We start from the raw sequence: 16,576 nt of genomic DNA on the forward strand, positions 1-16,576 counted from the left end.
AGCTGGGGTTCGGGGGTGAGTTGTGCACAAGCCAGCTTGCACAAGTCATTGTGCACAGTTCATTATGCATCTATGGATGCTCTCTCCCGGCGGCTGCCGGCCGCCGTCGCCCTCGTCGCCGTCACCCTGCTCGCGGTCGCCGCCTGGCTGGCCGAACTGCCGCCCGCCCCGGCCGGGCGGGACGCGCCGCCCGGCTCGTTCAGCGTCGAACGGGCCTGGCCCGTCCTCGAACGCATCGCCGGCGAGCCCACGCCCGTCGGGTCCGCCGCCGGCGACGCCGTCCGCGACCATCTCGTGGCCGAGCTGACCCGGCTCGGGTTACGGCCCGAGGTGCAGACGGGGGCCGGCGCGCACCCGTTCGGCGGGGACATGGTGGCCGGGGTCACCGAGAACGTGATCGCCGTCGTCCCCGGCGCCGACTCCACCGGCCGCGTCGTGCTGGCCGCCCATTACGACTCCACGCCCACCACGCCCGGCGCCAGCGACGACAAGGCGTCCGTGGCCGCCATCCTGGAGATCGCCCGCGCCCTGCGCGCCGGGCCTCCGCTCCGCAACGACCTGGTGCTGCTGCTCAGCGACGGCGAGGAACCCGGGCTCATCGGGGCCGAGGCGTTCCTCCGTCACCCCATGGCGCGGGACGGCGGCGTCGTGGTCAACCTGGAAGGGCCGGGGAACGCCGCCCCGTCGTCCGTCTACAACGTGACCCCCGGCGGCGGCGCCCTGGTGGGGGCGTTCGCGCGGGCCATGCCGCACCCGGTGGGCGAGTCCGCGCTGGTGGGCGCCTACCGGGAGACCGGCTTCCACTCCGACCTGACCGTGCTGGAGGAGAACGGGTGGATCGGGATCGACCTGGGGCTCGCCGGCGGGCGCGCCTACTACCACCATCCCCGTGACACCCCTGCCGCCCTCGACCGGGCGGCGCTGCAGATGCAGGGGGACAACGCGCTCGCCATGGTCCGCGAGCTCGGCTCGGCCGACCTGCGTGAGCTTCGGCAGCCCCGGGACGAGGTGTTCCTCACGATTTTCGGCGTGGTGTTCCGCTACCCGGCGGGACTCGCCACCCCACTGGCTGTCCTGGCCGCCCTCGCCGTCCTGGCCCTCGCCGCCTACACCCGCCTCTCGGCACGGCCCCGGAGGGCGGATTCTTCCGACAGTGGTACGGCTGTGACGGTGCCGCGGTTGGTCGCCGGGATGGTCGCCGTGCTCGGGGTGCTGGTCGTGGTCACCGGGCTGAGCATGGGGTTGTGGCCGGCGCTCGTGGCTGTGGAGCCGGGGTACGGGGATCTGGTCAGCGATCCGTACCGGCCGGAGCCGTATCGACTGGGCCTGGTCATGATGGCGGTGGCCGTCGTGTGGGGGGCGTACGTGGCGCTGCGGCGGTGGCTGAACGCGGTGGTCCTGACCGTCGGGGTGCTGTTCTGGCTGGCGGTGCTCGGGGTCGCGGCGGCGCTGCTGATGCCCGGGGCGTCGAGCTACGGGTCGCTCACCGCGATCGCCGGGGCCGCGGGGCTCGCGGGCGCGCTGGCGCTGCGGCGGCGGCCCGTGCTGGGGACGGTCGTGCTGGCGTGCGGGGTGGCGCCGGCGGTCGTGATGTTCAGCGTGGGGGCGCGGTCCATCAGCACCGCGATCGGGCTGGCGATGGCCGCCCCCGCAGGTCTCTTCTACGCCTTCGCCGCCCTGTCGGCGCTCCCCCTGCTCGCCGCCGTCACCCCGGGAGGTGGCCGGACCCCGGCGGCAGTTCCTGCGCGCGGCGAAGCCCCGGCGGCCGTCCCTGCGAGGGACGGCGCGCCGGTCCAGCCGACCGGCGTCGGGCGCCGGTCGGGCCGGGAAGGTGGTCCGGGTGTGGACGCCGGGTGGCGGTCGGGCGCGGAAGGCGGTTCGGGTGTGCGGTTCTGGCGGTGGGTCGGGGTGTGGGGTGGGCCTGTGGTGGCGGGGGTGCTTGCTCTGGTGCTGGGCGGGGTGGGGCTGGGGGTCAACCGGTTCGGGGAGGAGCGGCCCCGGCTGGCGCATCTGGCGTACGTGCTCGACGCCGACGCCCGGCAGGCCGCGTGGGTGAGCATGACCGAGCCGCCGCACCCGTGGGCGGCCGAGCGGGCGCCGGACGTGCCCGCCTCCTGGGATTTGCCGCTTCCGTACCGGCAGGTGCCCGCCCGTGTCGGGCCCGCGCCCGCCACAGGGCTGCCCGCGCCCGAGCTGACCGTGCTGGAGGAGCGGCGTGACGGCGGCGAGACCACACTGCGGGTACGGGTGCGGTCCCAGCGGGGGGCCTACCAGCTGAACCTGCATGCCGACGTCGCGGTCATCGGTGGCTCGTTCGAGGTGCCCGGGCTGGCGCCGGTGACGCTTCCCGCGTACGAGCCGGAGGGCGGGGCGTGGCCGTTCGAGGTGCAGTTCTTCGCCCCGCCGGAGGAAGGGGTGGAGTTCACGCTCCGGTTCGCGGGCGCGACGCGGCCACGGCTGGCGGTCGCCGACATCACGCTCGGCCTCGACGGCGTCCCGGGGCACCGGCCGCGCCCGGCGGGGGTGGTCATGACCCCGTCCGGCGGCGGGCTCCCCACCGACTCGGTGACGGTGGTCAGGGTGCTCTGAGGGTCCGAGGCTTCGAAGTCAAAAGCTGAAAATCTTTTTGGGAAACCCCTCGGGCCGGGCGCCGTGAGCAAGCCTTCGGCCTGCCCGGCCCGCCGTGGTCCGGGGAGAACCAGGACCCGCTGTTCCACCTCGGAAGTCCGCTGAGGAGGGTCCTGACCGGCGACATGGAACGGCGGGGTCCTGTGAGGGCAGGGCCCCGCCGTTCCGGGGCGTCAGTTCTGGGCGGTTGCGGAGGAGAGGGCGGCGCGGGCGCCGGCCGGGCGGTCCGGGATGGTGCGCAGGTCGAACGCGTACCGGGCGGTGGAGTCGGCGATCGCGTCGGAGTTCACGTCCAGCGCGAACGCGTTCACGTTGGTGAGGGTGTCGCAGGCCAGGTGGTAGCAGGGGTCGTAGGCCTGGCCCGCCGTGCCGCCCCACAGGGCCGCCTCATCCGGCGTCTTGATGCCTTCCGCGCCGGTGAAGATGCCGCCGGAGGGGATGCCGACCGCGATGAACGGACCGTAGTCGGAACGGCCGTCGAAGTCGGTGCCGCGGGTCGGCACCTTGCGGTCCTTGAAGAACTTCTCCAGCCGCGCCTCGATCTGCGCCGATCCGGGCGGGCCCGCGGGAGCGCCGGTGGCGTCGGAGTCGTCGCCGTCGTAGAGGAACAGGCCGTAGTTGGGCGAGGCGACCATGTCGAAGTTCAGGTAGACCCTGATCCGGTCGCGCTGCGCCTGGGTCAGGCTCTCCACGTACTGGTCGGAGCCGAGCAGGCCGATCTCCTCGGCGGCCCAGAAGGCGAAGCGGACCTTGTTCTTGACCGGGAAGTGCCGCATCTGCAGCGCGGTCTCCAGGATGGCGGCGCTGCCGGAGGCGTTGTCGTTGATGCCCGGGCCCTCGGGGACGCTGTCCAGGTGGGCGCCGACCATGACCACGTCGCGCGAGTCGCCCCAGCGGCTCTCGGCGATCACGTTGTCGTTGGTGCCGAGCGTGAGCGTCGCGTCGACCGCCAGGCGCACCGGCGTGGCCGTGGTGGCCAGCGCGTTGCCGACGGCGAAGTCGGCGTAGATCATCGGGATCCCGGCCCGCCACTCGCCGATGTCCAGCGGGTTGGCCTCGGTCCGGCCCGGCTGGCCCTCGTTGAAGACGATGATCGCGGACGCGCCGGCGAACCCGGCGTTACGGACCTTGGTGGCGAACGGGCAGGTGCCGCGCTGGATGAGCGCGATGTTGCCCGCGGTGAACCCCGCGAAGTCCGCCATCTCGCAGCCGCTGGTCGAGGTCGGCGTGGGGGCCGGCGGCAGGGTCAGGTCGACGCCCTGCACCGGGGCGGTCACATCGCCGGCCGGCGACGGCTGGAAGGTGAAGAAGTCCTCGTTGGGCGTGTAGTCCGCCAGGACGGGCGGGCTGTTCTCGACCCAGCCCGCCACGAAATTGATCGGCTGCAGAGTGACCTTGTAACCGGCCTTGCGGAGCTTGTCGGCGACGTAGTCACGGGACGCGTCGTAACCGGAGGTGCCCGCCGCCCGGTTGCCCCCGTTGGCGTCGGCGATGGCCTGGAAGGCCTTGAGATGCTTACTGACGTTGGCGCCCTTCACCTGCTTCACCAGCAGCTTGGCGAAGACCTCGTCGAGCCCTCCGGCGGCCTGGGCCGGAGACGTGAGGGAGAGCGGGAGAGCGAGTGCCGTGACCAGGGCGAGGGCACGGACGACGCCTCGGCGAATTGTCATGTCGCACTTTCCATGTGACGGCAGTGGAGTCGTGCGCCCGTCTGGGCGCGGGGCCATCTCAGGGGATGGCTAGAGGGAGATCCGCACGGCAACTCATGCCCCCGAAGCGTGCTGAACGGAACGTATGCCTGCTGGCAGCCTCTGAGAAGGCCCAGTCAGCCCATCACATGCGGCAGATTTGGGACACTCTCGCAGTTGACGACCCCGCGTACGCGGTCTATAGGGGCCCTCGCCGCCACGGGCCCCTGATCGCGTAGGTGCGCCCTGGCGGATCGAGCGAGGCCGTCGAGCCGAGCTGGTTGACGAAGAGCACCGACCCGTCGGGGCTGAAGCACGCCCCGGCGAACTCGCTGTCGTCGGCGATGTTGACCGCGAACTCGAAGGGCCGGCCGCGGCGCGGGTCCAGCCCGATCAGCCGGTTCACGTTGGCCAGGCCGGGGGCCAGCGGGTGCGGGTCGGCGTCGGCGTCGGAGGCGTCGTCCTCGCACAGCACGATGCCGCCGCGCGGGGTGAACGTCAGGTTGTCCGGCGAGTCCAGCTCCTTGCGCCCCGGCGACTCGTACACCAGGACCAGCGTCCCGCCGTCGCGGCCGGGGATGTACCGCCAGACCTGGCCGTACCCCTCCACGTAGCCGTCGGCGCCCGGCGCGTCGCCGTTCTTGGCGTCGCCGCCGCTGGTGGAGTTGAAGAACACCGAGCCGTCGCCCCACCAGCAGCCCTCCAGCCGGTTGAACTTCGCCCCGCCCTTGGCCAGCCCCTGCTGCGTGCAGGTGGGGGCGCCGCCCTCCAGGTCCGGGTCGGGGTCGTCGACGCGCACCCACTCGACCGGCAGCCGGGCGCCCATCCGCTGGCCCTCGCGGCAGTCGTAGCCGTCCACGCCCTTGATCTTGAGCATCTCCAGCACGCCGCCCCGGGCCAGGTTCTCCGGGTCGCGCGGGCGGAACCGGTAGAACCCGTCGGGCTTGCCCGAGTCGTCCTCGGTCTCGTACACGTACCCGGTGCGCGGGTCGACGGCGACCGCCTCGTGCGAGAAGCGGCCCATCGCGGTGAGCGGCATGGACGCGGCCGGTCTGCCGGGGGAGGGGCCGCGCAGCGGCACCTCGAAGATGTAGCCGTGCTTGCGCTGCCATCCGCCCGCCGGCCCCGCGGTGGTCTCCTCGCAGGTCAGCCAGCCCCGGTCGCCGAGCATGCGGCCGCCGGCGCAGTTGATGATCGTGCCGTTGAGGCTGACGAAGTGGCGCAGGACCTCGCCGCTGCGCAGGTCCACCTCCAGCGTGGTGGTGCCGCCGACGCCCAGCGCGTCGTACCGGGCCGAGCCGGGCACGTGCACGCGGCCCTCGGGCGTGCCGGGGGCGGTGCGCACCTCGTGGTTGCGGATCAGGCGGACGGTGTGCCGGCGGGTGCCTGGGAAGGCGGCCATGCCGTCGTGCGCGATGGGCGTGAGCACGCCGTCGGACATCGGGGTGCCGGTCTTGCCGAGCACCACGTACGAGAACCCGGACGGCAGGGCGAGCAGCTCCTCGCCGGTGTTCGCGCTGGGGGCGCGGCGGAGCGGGCCGTAGCCCTCGCCGCCGGTGGCGGCCTCGCGGCCCGTCTCGGCCCAGGAGGCGTGCGCGGCCAGGGTCTGGACGGCGACGGCGGTGGCCAGGGCGCCGCCGGTGGAAAGGAAGGATCGTCGATCGAGCGCGGTCATGGGGAGTTCACCTCGCTGACAGCTCGGGTTCACAAAGCGTAGACGCCGGATTCGAGGGCAAGGAGGCCCAACTTGATCGGGCCGCGCGAAGTAGCGTGTGAACCGTTCCCGGCGCGAAGGGGCAGGTGTGCTGCAGCGGATCCTGCGGATGGCGGTCGCCGTCACGGTGGTGGTGCTGGCCCTCGTGCCCGACAGCCTGGTCGGCCGGGTGGCCGGGGCGGGTCCCGGGGAGTGCCCGCCGCGCGACACCCGGGTCCTGGCCCGCTACCCGATCACCGGTTACTGGATGATCCCGCGCTCCGACGCGTGCGTGACCCGGCGGATGGTCGAGGCCATCCACGGGGTGGGCGCCGACACGCTGATCACGTTCGGCGCGCGGCTGCTGCCCGCGTCCGTCGGCCCGGACGGGCGGGTGGGCGGCGCATTCGACGACTGCGTCGAGGACGGCAGGACCTGCTACCAGGCCGCCCGCGACACCGGCAGAACGATCCGGCAGGTCTACACGTACACGGCGAGCGAGCACTTCGGGGCCGGGGTGCTGCGCTGTCCCGGCCTGGACCGGCGAATCGAGAACGGCGGGCGCGTCTACTACCGGCTGATGCTCGGCGACTCGTGCGAGGCGTCCACGTACGACCTGCTGCTGGTCGCCGCCGACGGCGACGGCGTGGGGCACATGATGACCGAGGCCGCCGCGCAGGGCATGAAGGTCTTCCCCGGCCTGCCGGTGCCCCCCAAGGACGGGGCCAAGCCGTGGCTGCCCGACCTGGCCCACCTGCCGGCGCTCAACGCCTTCACCGCGCGGGTGGTCGCCGACTACCGGCAGCGGTACGGGGCCTCGCCCGCGCTCGGCGGCCTCTACCAGTCGTTCGAGCTGGCCATGCGGGGCCGGGCCGGCGACGACCCGATCATCGCCCTGTACGCGGCGCAGCACGAGGTGGTGGCCGGCGCGTGGCCCGGGGTGACGATCATGGTGAGCCCGTTCTGGGACGCGCGCCGGGGCCGCGGCTTCCCGCCGGAGCAGGTGGAGAAGGGGTTCGACGAGATCGCGGCCACCCGGGCGGGGGCGCCGATGGTCATCGCGATCCAGGACGGGCGCGGGGTCGGCAAGGTCCCGGTGCACGGGCCCGACGAGGCGGACGCGCCGGTGGACCCGCGGCTGGAGCCGGTCGCGGGCAAGGTCACCAACCGGCAGGCCTACTACGGCTCCGCCCGCGACTACATCGAGGCCGCGGCCCGGCGGGTGACGCCCGGCGTGCGGCTGTGGGTGAACGTCGAGGTGTTCGAACCCACCCAGGTGGCGGGCGAGTGCGGCCGGGCCGACCCGTTCCCGCTGCGCGGCCGTACCACCAAGGCCCGGGTGGACGAGCAGGTCGCGGCGGCCGCCGCGCACGGCACCAAGATCATCGCGTACGGCTGGGACCCGTTCCTGACCTGCCGTGACGACCCGTCGGCGCCGTCGCTGGCCGACGAGCTGGCGGCCGGCTGGCAGGAGCCGATCGTGGTGCGCGCGACCCCGGCCGTGCGGGACGGGGTGGCCGGCGTCCTGGTCGAGGGCTACCACCTGGGGGGCGGCACGCTGCGCTTCGCCTACCACCGGGCGGGCTCGGGGCCGGCGACGGTGGAGGCGCCCCAGGAGTGGCACGACCCCGGCACGGGCCGGGACATCCCGTTGGAGTCCGCGTGGGCTCCCTTCGAGCCGGAGGATCCGGATCCGGCGCGGCCGTGGGTCACCATCACGGCCACCAACGGCGCCGGGCACACCGCCACGTCCGGTTACGCCATGGCCGTCAGCCCGTGATCTCGCGGCGTCGCTCACTTATCGTGTCGTCGTCGTGACTTAATGTGCTTCTGGGATTCGTTCTGGAGGGGGACCGATGTCACGCCGAAGCACCCTGGTCGCGCTGGTGACGGTGAGCACCGCGCTGGTCGCGCCGCCCGTGGAGGCCGCCGCCGCGCCGCCGCCCGTGCCGGGAGCGGAGGTCTCACCGGTCATGGATCCGCAGCGGGCGATCGACTACTGGACCGCCAGGAAGCAGTCCAGGGCCGACGCCGTCGACCTGCCGGAGAACGTCGTCATCCCGCGGTCGGCGGGGTCGAGGGTGAGCGTGCCGCGCAACGAGCGGCTGACGCCCGGCTCCGACGCCAACGGCTACGCCCGCGTGCGCAAGCCCTACCGGCGGACGCTGGAGAGCAGGGCCACCGGCCGGCTGTTCTTCCTGGACGCCGCCGGTCACCGCAGGTCGTGCAGCGGCGCGGTGGTGCGCTCCGCGCGCAGGCTGCTGGTGGCGACGGCCTCGCACTGCGTGTACGGGGTGGCCGGGCGGGGCGGGCGCGCCACCTGGTCGGAGCACATCGCGTTCGTGCCCGCGTACGACGGCAAGGCCGCGAGCCTGCGCGAGCGCGCCCCGTACGGCGTGTGGGGAGCGCGGCGCGTCTACAAGCCGCGGTCCTTCACCGGCGTGTCGCCCTACGACTGGGACTCCATCTACGACCTGGCGCTGGTCGAGGTTGGCAGGCGGGGCGGCGCGACGCTGCAGGGGACGGTGGGCGGGTTCACGCCGCTGCGCAACGAGGGCGGCCGCCACACCGTCGCCAGCCTCGGCTACCCGAGCGACGCCCCGTACGACGGCACCCGCCAGCTCTGGTGCCTGGCCCGCACCCGGCCGTGGGCCGGACACGCGGTGCGCGGCGAGACCGGCGGGCGGCTGCGCACCGACAACTGCCACCTGTACGGGGGCAACAGCGGCGGCCCCTGGCTGACCAGGGACGACGGCCTGCTGATCGGGGTGCTGACGTCCGGGGCGAACGACGAGGCCGGCCACGGCTACGCGGTGGCCAACCCGCTCGGCCGGGACAGCTTCGGCGCGGTGGTGCGCCGGGCGGACCCGGCGGGCGTGTACGACGCGCTGTCGGTCGAGGGCTCGGGCACCGCCCGCGAGGTCACCGCCACCGTGACCATGAGAGGGCTGATGGCGGCGGCCCAGGTGCCGGTCACCTTCACGCTCCCGCCCGGCTCGCGGGCGGGGGACGCGCCGGGCTGCGAGGGCGAGGGGCGGCGGGTGACGTGCACGCTCGCGCTGATCCGCCCGGGTGAGTCGGTACGGGTGAGCGTCCCCGTCCGGATCCCGCGTGATGACCGGCCGAGCGCGACCGTGACCGTCGGCTCCACCTTCCTGGACCCGGACCCGCGCGACAACAGGGACACCTTCCGGCTCGCGTCACGGTGACGCGGCCCCGTCCAGGGCGGCCCCCAGCAGGTCCAGCAGGGGTTCCCGGCGGCGGCAGTTCTCCAGCGCGAACGAGTCGGCCAGCGCGATGAGCTCGGTGTCGTCGAGGCCCCTGAACAACTCGGCGTACTCGGGCAGCAGCGCCTGGGCGATGAGGATGTGCCTCACCAGGTCGTCGGTCTGGTAGCGGGCGCCCCACGGGTACGGGTCCCAGGCGGGGAACTCGGTCTCCACCAGCGCGTGCAGCGGGGCGAGCGCCTCGGCGCCCTCCTCCATCGTGGAGCCCCATCGGTCCGCGCCGAGCCGCCGCTTCTTGTCGATGAACGGGCCGAACCTCTCCAGGTACGGCCCGCCCGCGCACACCAGGCCCTGCAGGCCGACGTCCTTGTAGGTCCACAGGGACCAGCCGGCCTCGTGGCGGTCGTAGATCTCCAGCTGGTCGCGCAGGATCTGGTAGCGCTCCCCGTCCCGCTCCGGGTCCCCGGTGTAGACGGGCCCGAACTCGCCCACCCACAGCGGGGTGCCGGTCTCCCGCTGGAACCGCGACCGCTGCTCGAACGTGCGCTCCAGCTCGTCCTTGTCACACCAGCGGCCCTGGGTGTAGCCGGGATAGCCGCCGCCGTGGGCGAACCCGGCCAGGGCGTAGTCGTGACAGACGAACACCGTGTTCTCGTACACCTCCCTGAAGATCGAGAAGTCGGTCGAGTAGGTGTTGCCGTCCAGGAACAGCACGTGCCGGGGATCGGCCGCGCGCACCGCCTTGACCAGCCGGTCGTAGAACGGGCCGATGACCTTGCCGGTCGGGTCGCCCGGCTCGTTGACCGGGTTGTAGCCGGCCACCCACGGGTTGTCGCGGTAGTGGTCGGCGATGGCCTCCCACAGGTGCACGGCCCGGTCCTGGAAGTGCCGGTGCTGCCAGAAGGCGGCCACGTGCGTCGGGTTGTCGGAGTGCCAGTGCTGGTTCTGCGAGCCGGGCAGCGCGTGCAGGTCGATCACGCTGTAGATGCCGTGCGCGCCGAGCAGGCCGATCACCCGGTCCAGGTGGCGGAAGCCGTACTCGATGATCTCGAAGGGCCGGTCGTCCGCCTCGAAGTGCCGATAGCTGATCGGGATGCGGACGCAGTTCATGCCGAGCCCGGCCAGCAGCGCCGCGTCCCGCTCGGTGAAGAAGGAGGTGAGCAGCCGCTCGAAGAAGAGCGCGGCCCGCTCCTCGCCCAGCACCTGACGCACCGCCGCGCGCATCGACGCCTCGTTGGCCGGATAGCCGGTGATGAAGTTCTCCATGTTCATCCAGCCGCCCAGCCCGACCCCGCGCAGGCGTACGGGCCGGTCGTCGGCCGTGCGGAGCCGAGCTCCGGAGACGTGCAGCATGGTCACCCTTTCGTCGCTCCCGCTGTGAGACCACCGATCAGGTGGCGTTCCGCTATGGCGTAGAACCCCAGCGCCGGCACCATGGCCAGCACGAGGTAGGCGAGGACCCGCGCGGTGTCGGAGCTGTACTGGCCCTGGAACTGCTGCACGCCGAGCGGGAGCGTCCAGCTCAGCTCGTCGCTGAAGACGACCAGCGGGAGCATGAAGTTGTTCCAGCTCCCCACGATCGCCAGCACCGACACGGTGGCCAGCGCCGGGCGGGCCATCGGCAGCAGGATCCGCCAGAAGAAGCCGAACGGCGAGCAGCCGTCGATCGTGGCCGCCTCCTCGATCTCTCCCGGGATGCTCCTGAAGAACTGGCGCAGGATGATGATCGTCAACGGCAGCCCGAACGCGGCCTGCACGAGGATCACGCCCAGCGGGTTGTCGATCAGGTTCAGCGTGCGGAGCATCACGAAGATGGGCAGGATCGCGACCGCGAACGGGAACATCAGGCCCGCCGTGAACAGTGTGAACAGCGCCTCCCTGCCCCGGAAGGCGAAGCGGGCGAAGACGAACGCGGCCAGCGCCGACAGCGCGACGACCAGCACGGTGGTCGCGACGGCGATGAACGTGCTGTTCCAGACCTGGCGCCAGAACGACCCTTCGGCCAGCACCTCGGTGTAGTTGCCCGGCTCCCACGGGCTGGGCAGGCCGAACGGGTTCACCGAGAGCTGCTGGGTGCTCTTGAAACCGCCGAGCAGCGCGTACACCACGGGGATGAGGATGAACGCGCCGACGACCCAGGCGATCGCGTGCAGGGGCAGGGTCGTGCGCTTCATCGTTTCCCTCCCATGGCGGTGGTCGCGCCCTCCAGGTCACGCCGCATGACCAGGCGCTGGTACGCCAGGGCGAAGACGAGGCTGAGCCCGAACATCACCACGCTGATGGCGCTGGCGTAGCCCACCTGGGCGCGCTCGAAGCCGAGCGTGAACATGGTCACGGCGAGCGTCTCCGACGCGTGCGCGGGCCCGCCTTCGGTGAGGATCCACACCAGGTCGAAGAGCTGGATGGTGTAGATGACGGAGAGGAACACGCTGATCCTGATCGTGGGGCCGAGCAGGGGCAGCGTGACGTACCGGAAGATCTTCCAGCCCGCCGCTCCGTCGATCTTGGCGGCCTCGATCAGCTCGTTCGGGATGTTCTGCCGCCCGGCGAGGTAGATCATCATGTGGAAGCCGAAGTACTTCCAGGTCATGACCACGAAGATCGACCAGAGCGCGCTGTCCGGGTGCGACAGCCACTCCGACTCCAGCCCCAGCGGGCCGAGCAGTTGGTTGGCGATGCCGTTCTCCGGCGACAGGATCAGCGAGAACAGCACGCCGGTGATGACCTCGGACAGCACGTACGGCGCGAAGAACACCAGCCTGTAGAGCGCCCGCCCCCTGATGCGCTGGTGCAGCAGCATCGCGATGCCCAGCGCGAACGGGAGCTGGATCACCAGGGTCGCCACGATCAGCAGCAGCAGGTTGCCCAGGTCGGTGTAGAAGATGTCGCTGGCGAAGAGCCTGGTGAAGTTGCCGAAGCCGATGAAGTCGGTGGGCAGGCCGCCGAAGCCGTTCCACCTGAACGCGCTGGCGTAGCCGGCCACCAGGATCGGGGCCACCACGAGCAGCAGGAAGAGGGCCAGCGCCGGCAGCACGAACAGGGCGATCGTCAGCCGGTTGCGGGGTCTTCCCCGCCTGCGGCGGCGGCGCGGACCGGCCGGAAGCGTCTCCGCTTCCGGCCGGCGGGTCACGGTCGTCATTCGCTCTCGCTCTTGGCCACTTCGGTGATGTCCTGCGCCACCTGCTCCGGGGTCTTGGCGCCCGCGAACAGCTCGGCCACGCTGTCGTTGACCTCGGCGCCGACGGCGGGCGGGTACGCCTGGTCCAGGTAGAGCTGGAAGCCCGTGGCGCTCGCCAGCGACTCGGCGACGACCTTGAGGTTCTCGTCCTTGACCGCGCTCTCCACGCCCTTGAGGACGGGGAGGACGGCGCCGGACTCGACGGCCTTGGTGTGGTTCTCGGTGCTGGTGAGGAACTTCAGGAAGTCGAGGGCCTCCTTGGGCGCGTCGGCGCCCAAGGCCATGCCGCCGCCTCCGCCGAACGCCTCGGTGATGGCGCCCTTACCGCCCTCGACCTCGGGGAACGGGAAGAAGCCGAGGTCCTCGCCGAGGCCCTCGCCGGAGTCGGCCTGCACGGTCGGCGCCCACTGGCCCATCAGCTCCATCGTGGCCTTGCCGTTGGCGACGCTGGCGGACTGGCCGTCGGGGGTCGAGTAGCCGGCCCCGAGGAAGCCGCGCTGGAACGGCTCCAGGTCGACCAGCGCCTTGAGCTGCTGTCCGGCCTGGACGAACTCAGGCTTGGTGAAGTCGTGGTCGGTGCCGGCCTGCTGCAGCGCCGGCAGCCCGGCGATGCGCATCGCGAGGTAGGCCCAGTAGTAGTGGCCGGGCCACTTCTCCTTGCCGGCCAGCGCGATGGGGGTGATGCCGGCGGCCTTCAGTTTCTTGACGGCGTCGAGGAAGCCGGTCCAGGTCGTCGGCGGCTCGGCGATGCCCGCCTTCTCGAAGTGCTTCTTGTTGTACCAGAAGCCGACCATGCCGATGTCCGTGGGCAGCGCGTACGTCTTGCCGTCGAACTGGTACGCGGCCATGGAGGCCGTAGTGAAGTTCGTCAGATCGACGTCGGCGCTGATGTCCTTGATGAGCCCGGCGTCGACCTGCTGCTTCAGCACACCGCCGCCCCAGGTCGCGAAGACGTCGGGCGCCTTGCCCGACTGGGTCAGCGTGGTCAGCTTGGCCTTGTACGCCTCGTTCTCCAGAACCGTCATCTTGACGGTGATGTTCGGGTTGGCGGCCTGGTATTCCTTGGCCCGGGTCTCGTAGATCGTCTTCAGCGGGTCGGACGTCGACAGGTGCCACCACTCCAGGGTGACCTTGCCGGGCGCACCGCCTTCCTCGGGTTCAGTGGTGGCGGTCTGCCCGCCGCCGCACCCGGCCACCAGGACGGCTGCCGCTATCAACGCACAGGTTCTCTTCATAGGGGTTCCCTCCTCGGCTGGCGAAAGTTTCGTGAACCCCCCGATATTTTCATTGACCGGAGCATAGGTATATGGCTGACAAAGCGTCAATAGCCGCGTCGGTCGCGATCGGATCACGACCGGTTATCCGGATTCCGAAAGTTTCGGCTAAACTCCGGATCATGTCTGGGAAGAGGCGGGTGACGATCGCTCTGATAGCCGAGGAAGCCGGGGTGTCGATCCCCACGGTGTCCAAGGTGATCAACGGCCGGCCCGAGGTCGCCCCGGCGACCCGCCATCGCGTCGAACGGCTGCTGCACAAGCACGGCTACCAGCGGCGCATCAGCCAGGACGAGACCCCGGCCGGGCTGGTCGACCTCGTCTTCACCGAGATGGAGTCGCCCTGGGCGATGGAGATCGTGCGCGGCGCGGAGAGCGCCGCCCACGAGGCCGGGGCCAGCGTCGTCATCACCGTCCTGCACACCCACGCGGGGCCGGGCCGCGACTGGCTCGAACGGCTCGCCGGCCGCCGCACCGACGGCGTGGTGATCGTCGCGTCGAAACTGTCGTCCGGCGTGCAGGACCAGCTGAGCGCCCGCTCGCTGCCGTTCGTCGTGGTCGACCCGGAGGGCGAGCCCGCCCCCGGCGTCGTCTCCGTCGGCGCGACCAACTGGAACGGCGGCCTGGCCGCCACCCGCCACCTGCTGGAGCTCGGCCACCGCCGCATCGGCATGATCAGCGGGCCCGCCGACATGCTGTGCAGCCAGGCCCGCATCGACGGCTACCGCGCCGCGCTGGAGACGGCCGGGGTGCCCGCCTCGCCCGAGCTGATCCGCCGCGGCACGTTCATGGTCGACTCCGGCCACGACCACGGCCACGCGCTCCTCTCGCTCGACGACCCGCCGACGGCGATCTTCGCGGGCAGCGACATGCAGGCGTTCGGCGTCCTGGAGGCGGCCCGCCAGCGCGGCCTGCGGGTGCCCGAGGATCTCAGCGTGGTCGGCTTCGACGACATCCCGCTGGCCAAGTCGGCCTGGCCGCCGCTGACCACGGTGCGCCAGCCGCTGCAGGAGATGGCCGCGCTCGCCACCCGCACCGTGCTGGCCATGCGGCGCGGCGAGACGCCCGAGGCCCGCCGCGTCGAGCTGGCGACCGAGCTGATCGTGCGCGAGAGCACCACCCCGCTGCCCGCCTGACCCGGGTTTCGGCCCTGGCGGCGCGGGCAGCCGCAGGGCCATGATGCGCAGACTCGCGAACGGTGCCATCAGCGGCGCCGCGGCCACCATGACGATGAGCACGGTCATGCTGGCGGGCCAGAAGGCCGGCCTCATGCCCGGCCAGCCGCCCAAGCACATCGTCCGCGGCCTGCTCCCCGGCAGCAAGGCCCGCCACAAGACCGGCGAGGGCGTGCTGGGCGCGGTGGCCCACCTCGGTTTCGGCGTCGCCTCCGGCATGGCCTTCGCCCTGCTGTCGCGCCGGCCGCGCCGCAGGGTGCCGCTCGGCGTCGGCTACGCGCTGCTGATCTGGGTGGTCAGCTACGAGGGCTGGGCGCCGCGGCTGAGCGTCCTGCCGCCCATCGACCGCGACCTCCCGGGCCGCCCGGCCGTGATGGCCGCCGGCCACATCGTGTACGGGGCCACGCTCGCGGCCCTGCTCAACCGCCTCGAACCCGGTGAGAAGCCACCGGTGCAGGAGGAGGCCGCTCAGAAGGAGTCCCAGCCCGCGCTCTCGTAACAGCCGGTCACCCGCGCCATCAGCGCCTCGTCCACCTCGATCCGGTGACCGTCCACCCGGTCCACGGCCACCACCCCCCACGAGTTCGCCAGGAACACGGCGGGGAACTCCGTCAGGTCGGCCACCCGCAGCACCCGCCGCTCGCACGGCACGCCGGCCCGCGCCAGCTCGCCCTCCAGCAGCCGCATGGTGACGCCGCGCAGCATCGGCGCGTCCGGCCAGATCACCCGGTCGCCGTCGAAACATCCCAGGTTGGTGACCGCCCCTTCCGAGATCACCCCGTCGTCGGACGTCAGCAGCGCCTCGTCGTACCCCTCCCGCTCGGCGAGCCTGCCCAGGTAGCCCTGCGGGAAGCCGCCGGTGTGCTTGATGTGCGGCAGGAACCGCTGGTAGCGGACCGACCTGAGCCTCTTCGGGGTCGCCGCGAGCCGCACCGGCGGGCCGGACACCGCGATCACCCGCACCCCGCCGGCGTCGCACACGAACACCCGCACGCTCGCGTCCACCGCCTCCAGCGCTCGGACGGAGGCCCGCACCAGGTCCAGGTCGAGCTCCTGGCCGAACAGCTCACGGGTGGCGCCGCTCAGCCGGTCCAGGTGCGCCGCCGGCCCGCGCACCTTCCCGCCCCGCACCTGCATCGCCGTGAAGTGCCCGTATCTCGCGGACATGGCGAGCGCCACGTCGCCGGCCTCCGCCGCCCGCCCGTCGATCACCGCACCCATCAGGCCCGCCCTCCCACGCCGCTCCAGGATCATTATCCCGAGCTGAAACATTCAGCGCACCTTCCTCGAAAGTTTCGCACCAGGCGAGGACTCGTAAGGTCGTCAACCATGACGACGGACTTGGACGGGCTGGCGGAGCGGCTGCGGGCGTTCGCGCGGGCCCGCGACTGGGAGCAGTTCCACACGCCGAAGAACCTGGCGATGGCGCTGGCGGGCGAGGTGGGTGAGTTGGTGGCCGAGCTCCAGTGGCTCACCCCTGACGAGTCGCGCGACCCCGGCCCCGAGACCCTGTCCCGCATCACGGCGGAGCTGGGCGACGTCACCGCCTACCTGGTACGGCTCGCCGACGTCCTGGGCGTCGACCTGGTGGCGGCGGCCCACGCCAAGCTGGACGCGGGCGAGCGCCGCTACGACCCCGCCCGCTACCGCGGCTCCGCCAGGAAGGCCCCGCACCTCCCGCCGGACGTTTTCTGACGGACCCGGCGCGTAGGG

Annotated in this window: 13 protein-coding genes; 6 read left to right on the forward strand and 7 right to left on the reverse strand. The window is 72.1% G+C overall.

What is annotated here, in order from left to right:
• The first annotated feature begins 72 nt into the window (after positions 1–72).
• Positions 73–2,589 carry a M28 family peptidase gene (locus KME79_RS19235; protein WP_219545611.1) on the forward strand — a complete coding sequence of 839 codons (2,517 nt, stop codon included), beginning with the start codon at positions 73–75 and terminating at the stop codon, positions 2,587–2,589.
• A gap of 212 nt (positions 2,590–2,801) precedes the next feature.
• Here KME79_RS19235 and KME79_RS19240 read toward each other — a convergent pair whose 3' ends face one another.
• Both KME79_RS19240 and KME79_RS19245 read right to left on the reverse strand, forming a co-directional pair.
• Positions 2,802–4,298 (reverse strand): M28 family metallopeptidase, encoded by a 1,497-nt coding sequence (locus KME79_RS19240; protein ID WP_219545612.1) that lies wholly within the window; start codon positions 4,296–4,298, stop codon positions 2,802–2,804.
• A 217-nt stretch (positions 4,299–4,515) separates the two neighbouring features.
• A complete protein-coding gene (locus tag KME79_RS19245; RefSeq protein ID WP_219545613.1) occupies positions 4,516–5,991 on the reverse strand; it encodes an alkaline phosphatase PhoX in 1,476 nt (491 codons plus the stop codon).
• Between the two features lie 127 nt (positions 5,992–6,118).
• On the opposite strand from KME79_RS19245, the gene KME79_RS19250 reads away from it, so the two are divergent.
• Both KME79_RS19250 and KME79_RS19255 read left to right on the forward strand, forming a co-directional pair.
• Positions 6,119–7,789 (forward strand): DUF4434 domain-containing protein, encoded by a 1,671-nt coding sequence (locus KME79_RS19250; protein ID WP_219545614.1) that lies wholly within the window; start codon positions 6,119–6,121, stop codon positions 7,787–7,789.
• A 76-nt stretch (positions 7,790–7,865) separates the two neighbouring features.
• A complete protein-coding gene (locus KME79_RS19255) occupies positions 7,866–9,218 on the forward strand; it encodes a trypsin-like peptidase domain-containing protein (protein ID WP_219545615.1) in 1,353 nt (450 codons plus the stop codon).
• Here KME79_RS19255 and KME79_RS19260 read toward each other — a convergent pair.
• The 4 genes from KME79_RS19260 to KME79_RS19275 are packed head-to-tail and all read right to left on the reverse strand — an operon-like array spanning position 9,210 to position 13,649.
• Complete coding sequence (locus KME79_RS19260; RefSeq protein WP_148034906.1) at positions 9,210–10,589, reverse strand: glycoside hydrolase family 5 protein; 1,380 nt, start codon at positions 10,587–10,589, stop codon at positions 9,210–9,212. The genes KME79_RS19255 and KME79_RS19260 overlap by 9 nt on opposite strands.
• 2 nt (positions 10,590–10,591) lie before the next feature.
• On the reverse strand, positions 10,592–11,410 hold the full coding sequence (locus KME79_RS19265; protein WP_148034009.1) for a carbohydrate ABC transporter permease: 819 nt from the start codon (positions 11,408–11,410) through the stop codon (positions 10,592–10,594).
• Positions 11,407–12,375, reverse strand: coding sequence for a carbohydrate ABC transporter permease (locus tag KME79_RS19270; protein WP_219545616.1), 969 nt, complete (start codon positions 12,373–12,375; stop codon positions 11,407–11,409). Before KME79_RS19270 ends, KME79_RS19265 begins: the two co-directional genes overlap by 4 nt.
• A complete protein-coding gene (locus KME79_RS19275) occupies positions 12,372–13,649 on the reverse strand; it encodes an extracellular solute-binding protein (RefSeq protein WP_219545617.1) in 1,278 nt (425 codons plus the stop codon). Before KME79_RS19275 ends, KME79_RS19270 begins: the two co-directional genes overlap by 4 nt.
• A 161-nt stretch (positions 13,650–13,810) precedes the next feature.
• Between KME79_RS19275 and KME79_RS19280 the strand changes: the two genes are divergently transcribed.
• The gene (locus tag KME79_RS19280; protein WP_148034006.1) at positions 13,811–14,824 is read left to right on the forward strand and encodes a LacI family DNA-binding transcriptional regulator; all 1,014 of its coding nucleotides are present in this window, start codon (positions 13,811–13,813) and stop codon (positions 14,822–14,824) included.
• A gap of 40 nt (positions 14,825–14,864) precedes the next feature.
• Positions 14,865–15,362, forward strand: coding sequence for a DUF6789 family protein (locus KME79_RS19285; RefSeq protein ID WP_219545618.1), 498 nt, complete (start codon positions 14,865–14,867; stop codon positions 15,360–15,362).
• On the opposite strand, the gene KME79_RS19290 is transcribed toward KME79_RS19285, so the two are convergent.
• The gene (locus tag KME79_RS19290; RefSeq protein ID WP_219545619.1) at positions 15,332–16,135 is read right to left on the reverse strand and encodes an aminotransferase class IV; all 804 of its coding nucleotides are present in this window, start codon (positions 16,133–16,135) and stop codon (positions 15,332–15,334) included. The genes KME79_RS19285 and KME79_RS19290 overlap by 31 nt on opposite strands.
• Before the next feature lie 57 nt (positions 16,136–16,192).
• Between KME79_RS19290 and KME79_RS19295 the strand changes: the two genes are divergently transcribed.
• Complete coding sequence (locus KME79_RS19295) at positions 16,193–16,558, forward strand: nucleotide pyrophosphohydrolase (protein ID WP_219545620.1); 366 nt, start codon at positions 16,193–16,195, stop codon at positions 16,556–16,558.
• The last annotated feature ends 18 nt before the right edge of the window (positions 16,559–16,576 follow it).

Source organism: Nonomuraea harbinensis, assembly GCF_019396385.1.
In the GTDB taxonomy this organism is placed as follows: domain Bacteria; phylum Actinomycetota; class Actinomycetes; order Streptosporangiales; family Streptosporangiaceae; genus Nonomuraea; species Nonomuraea ferruginea.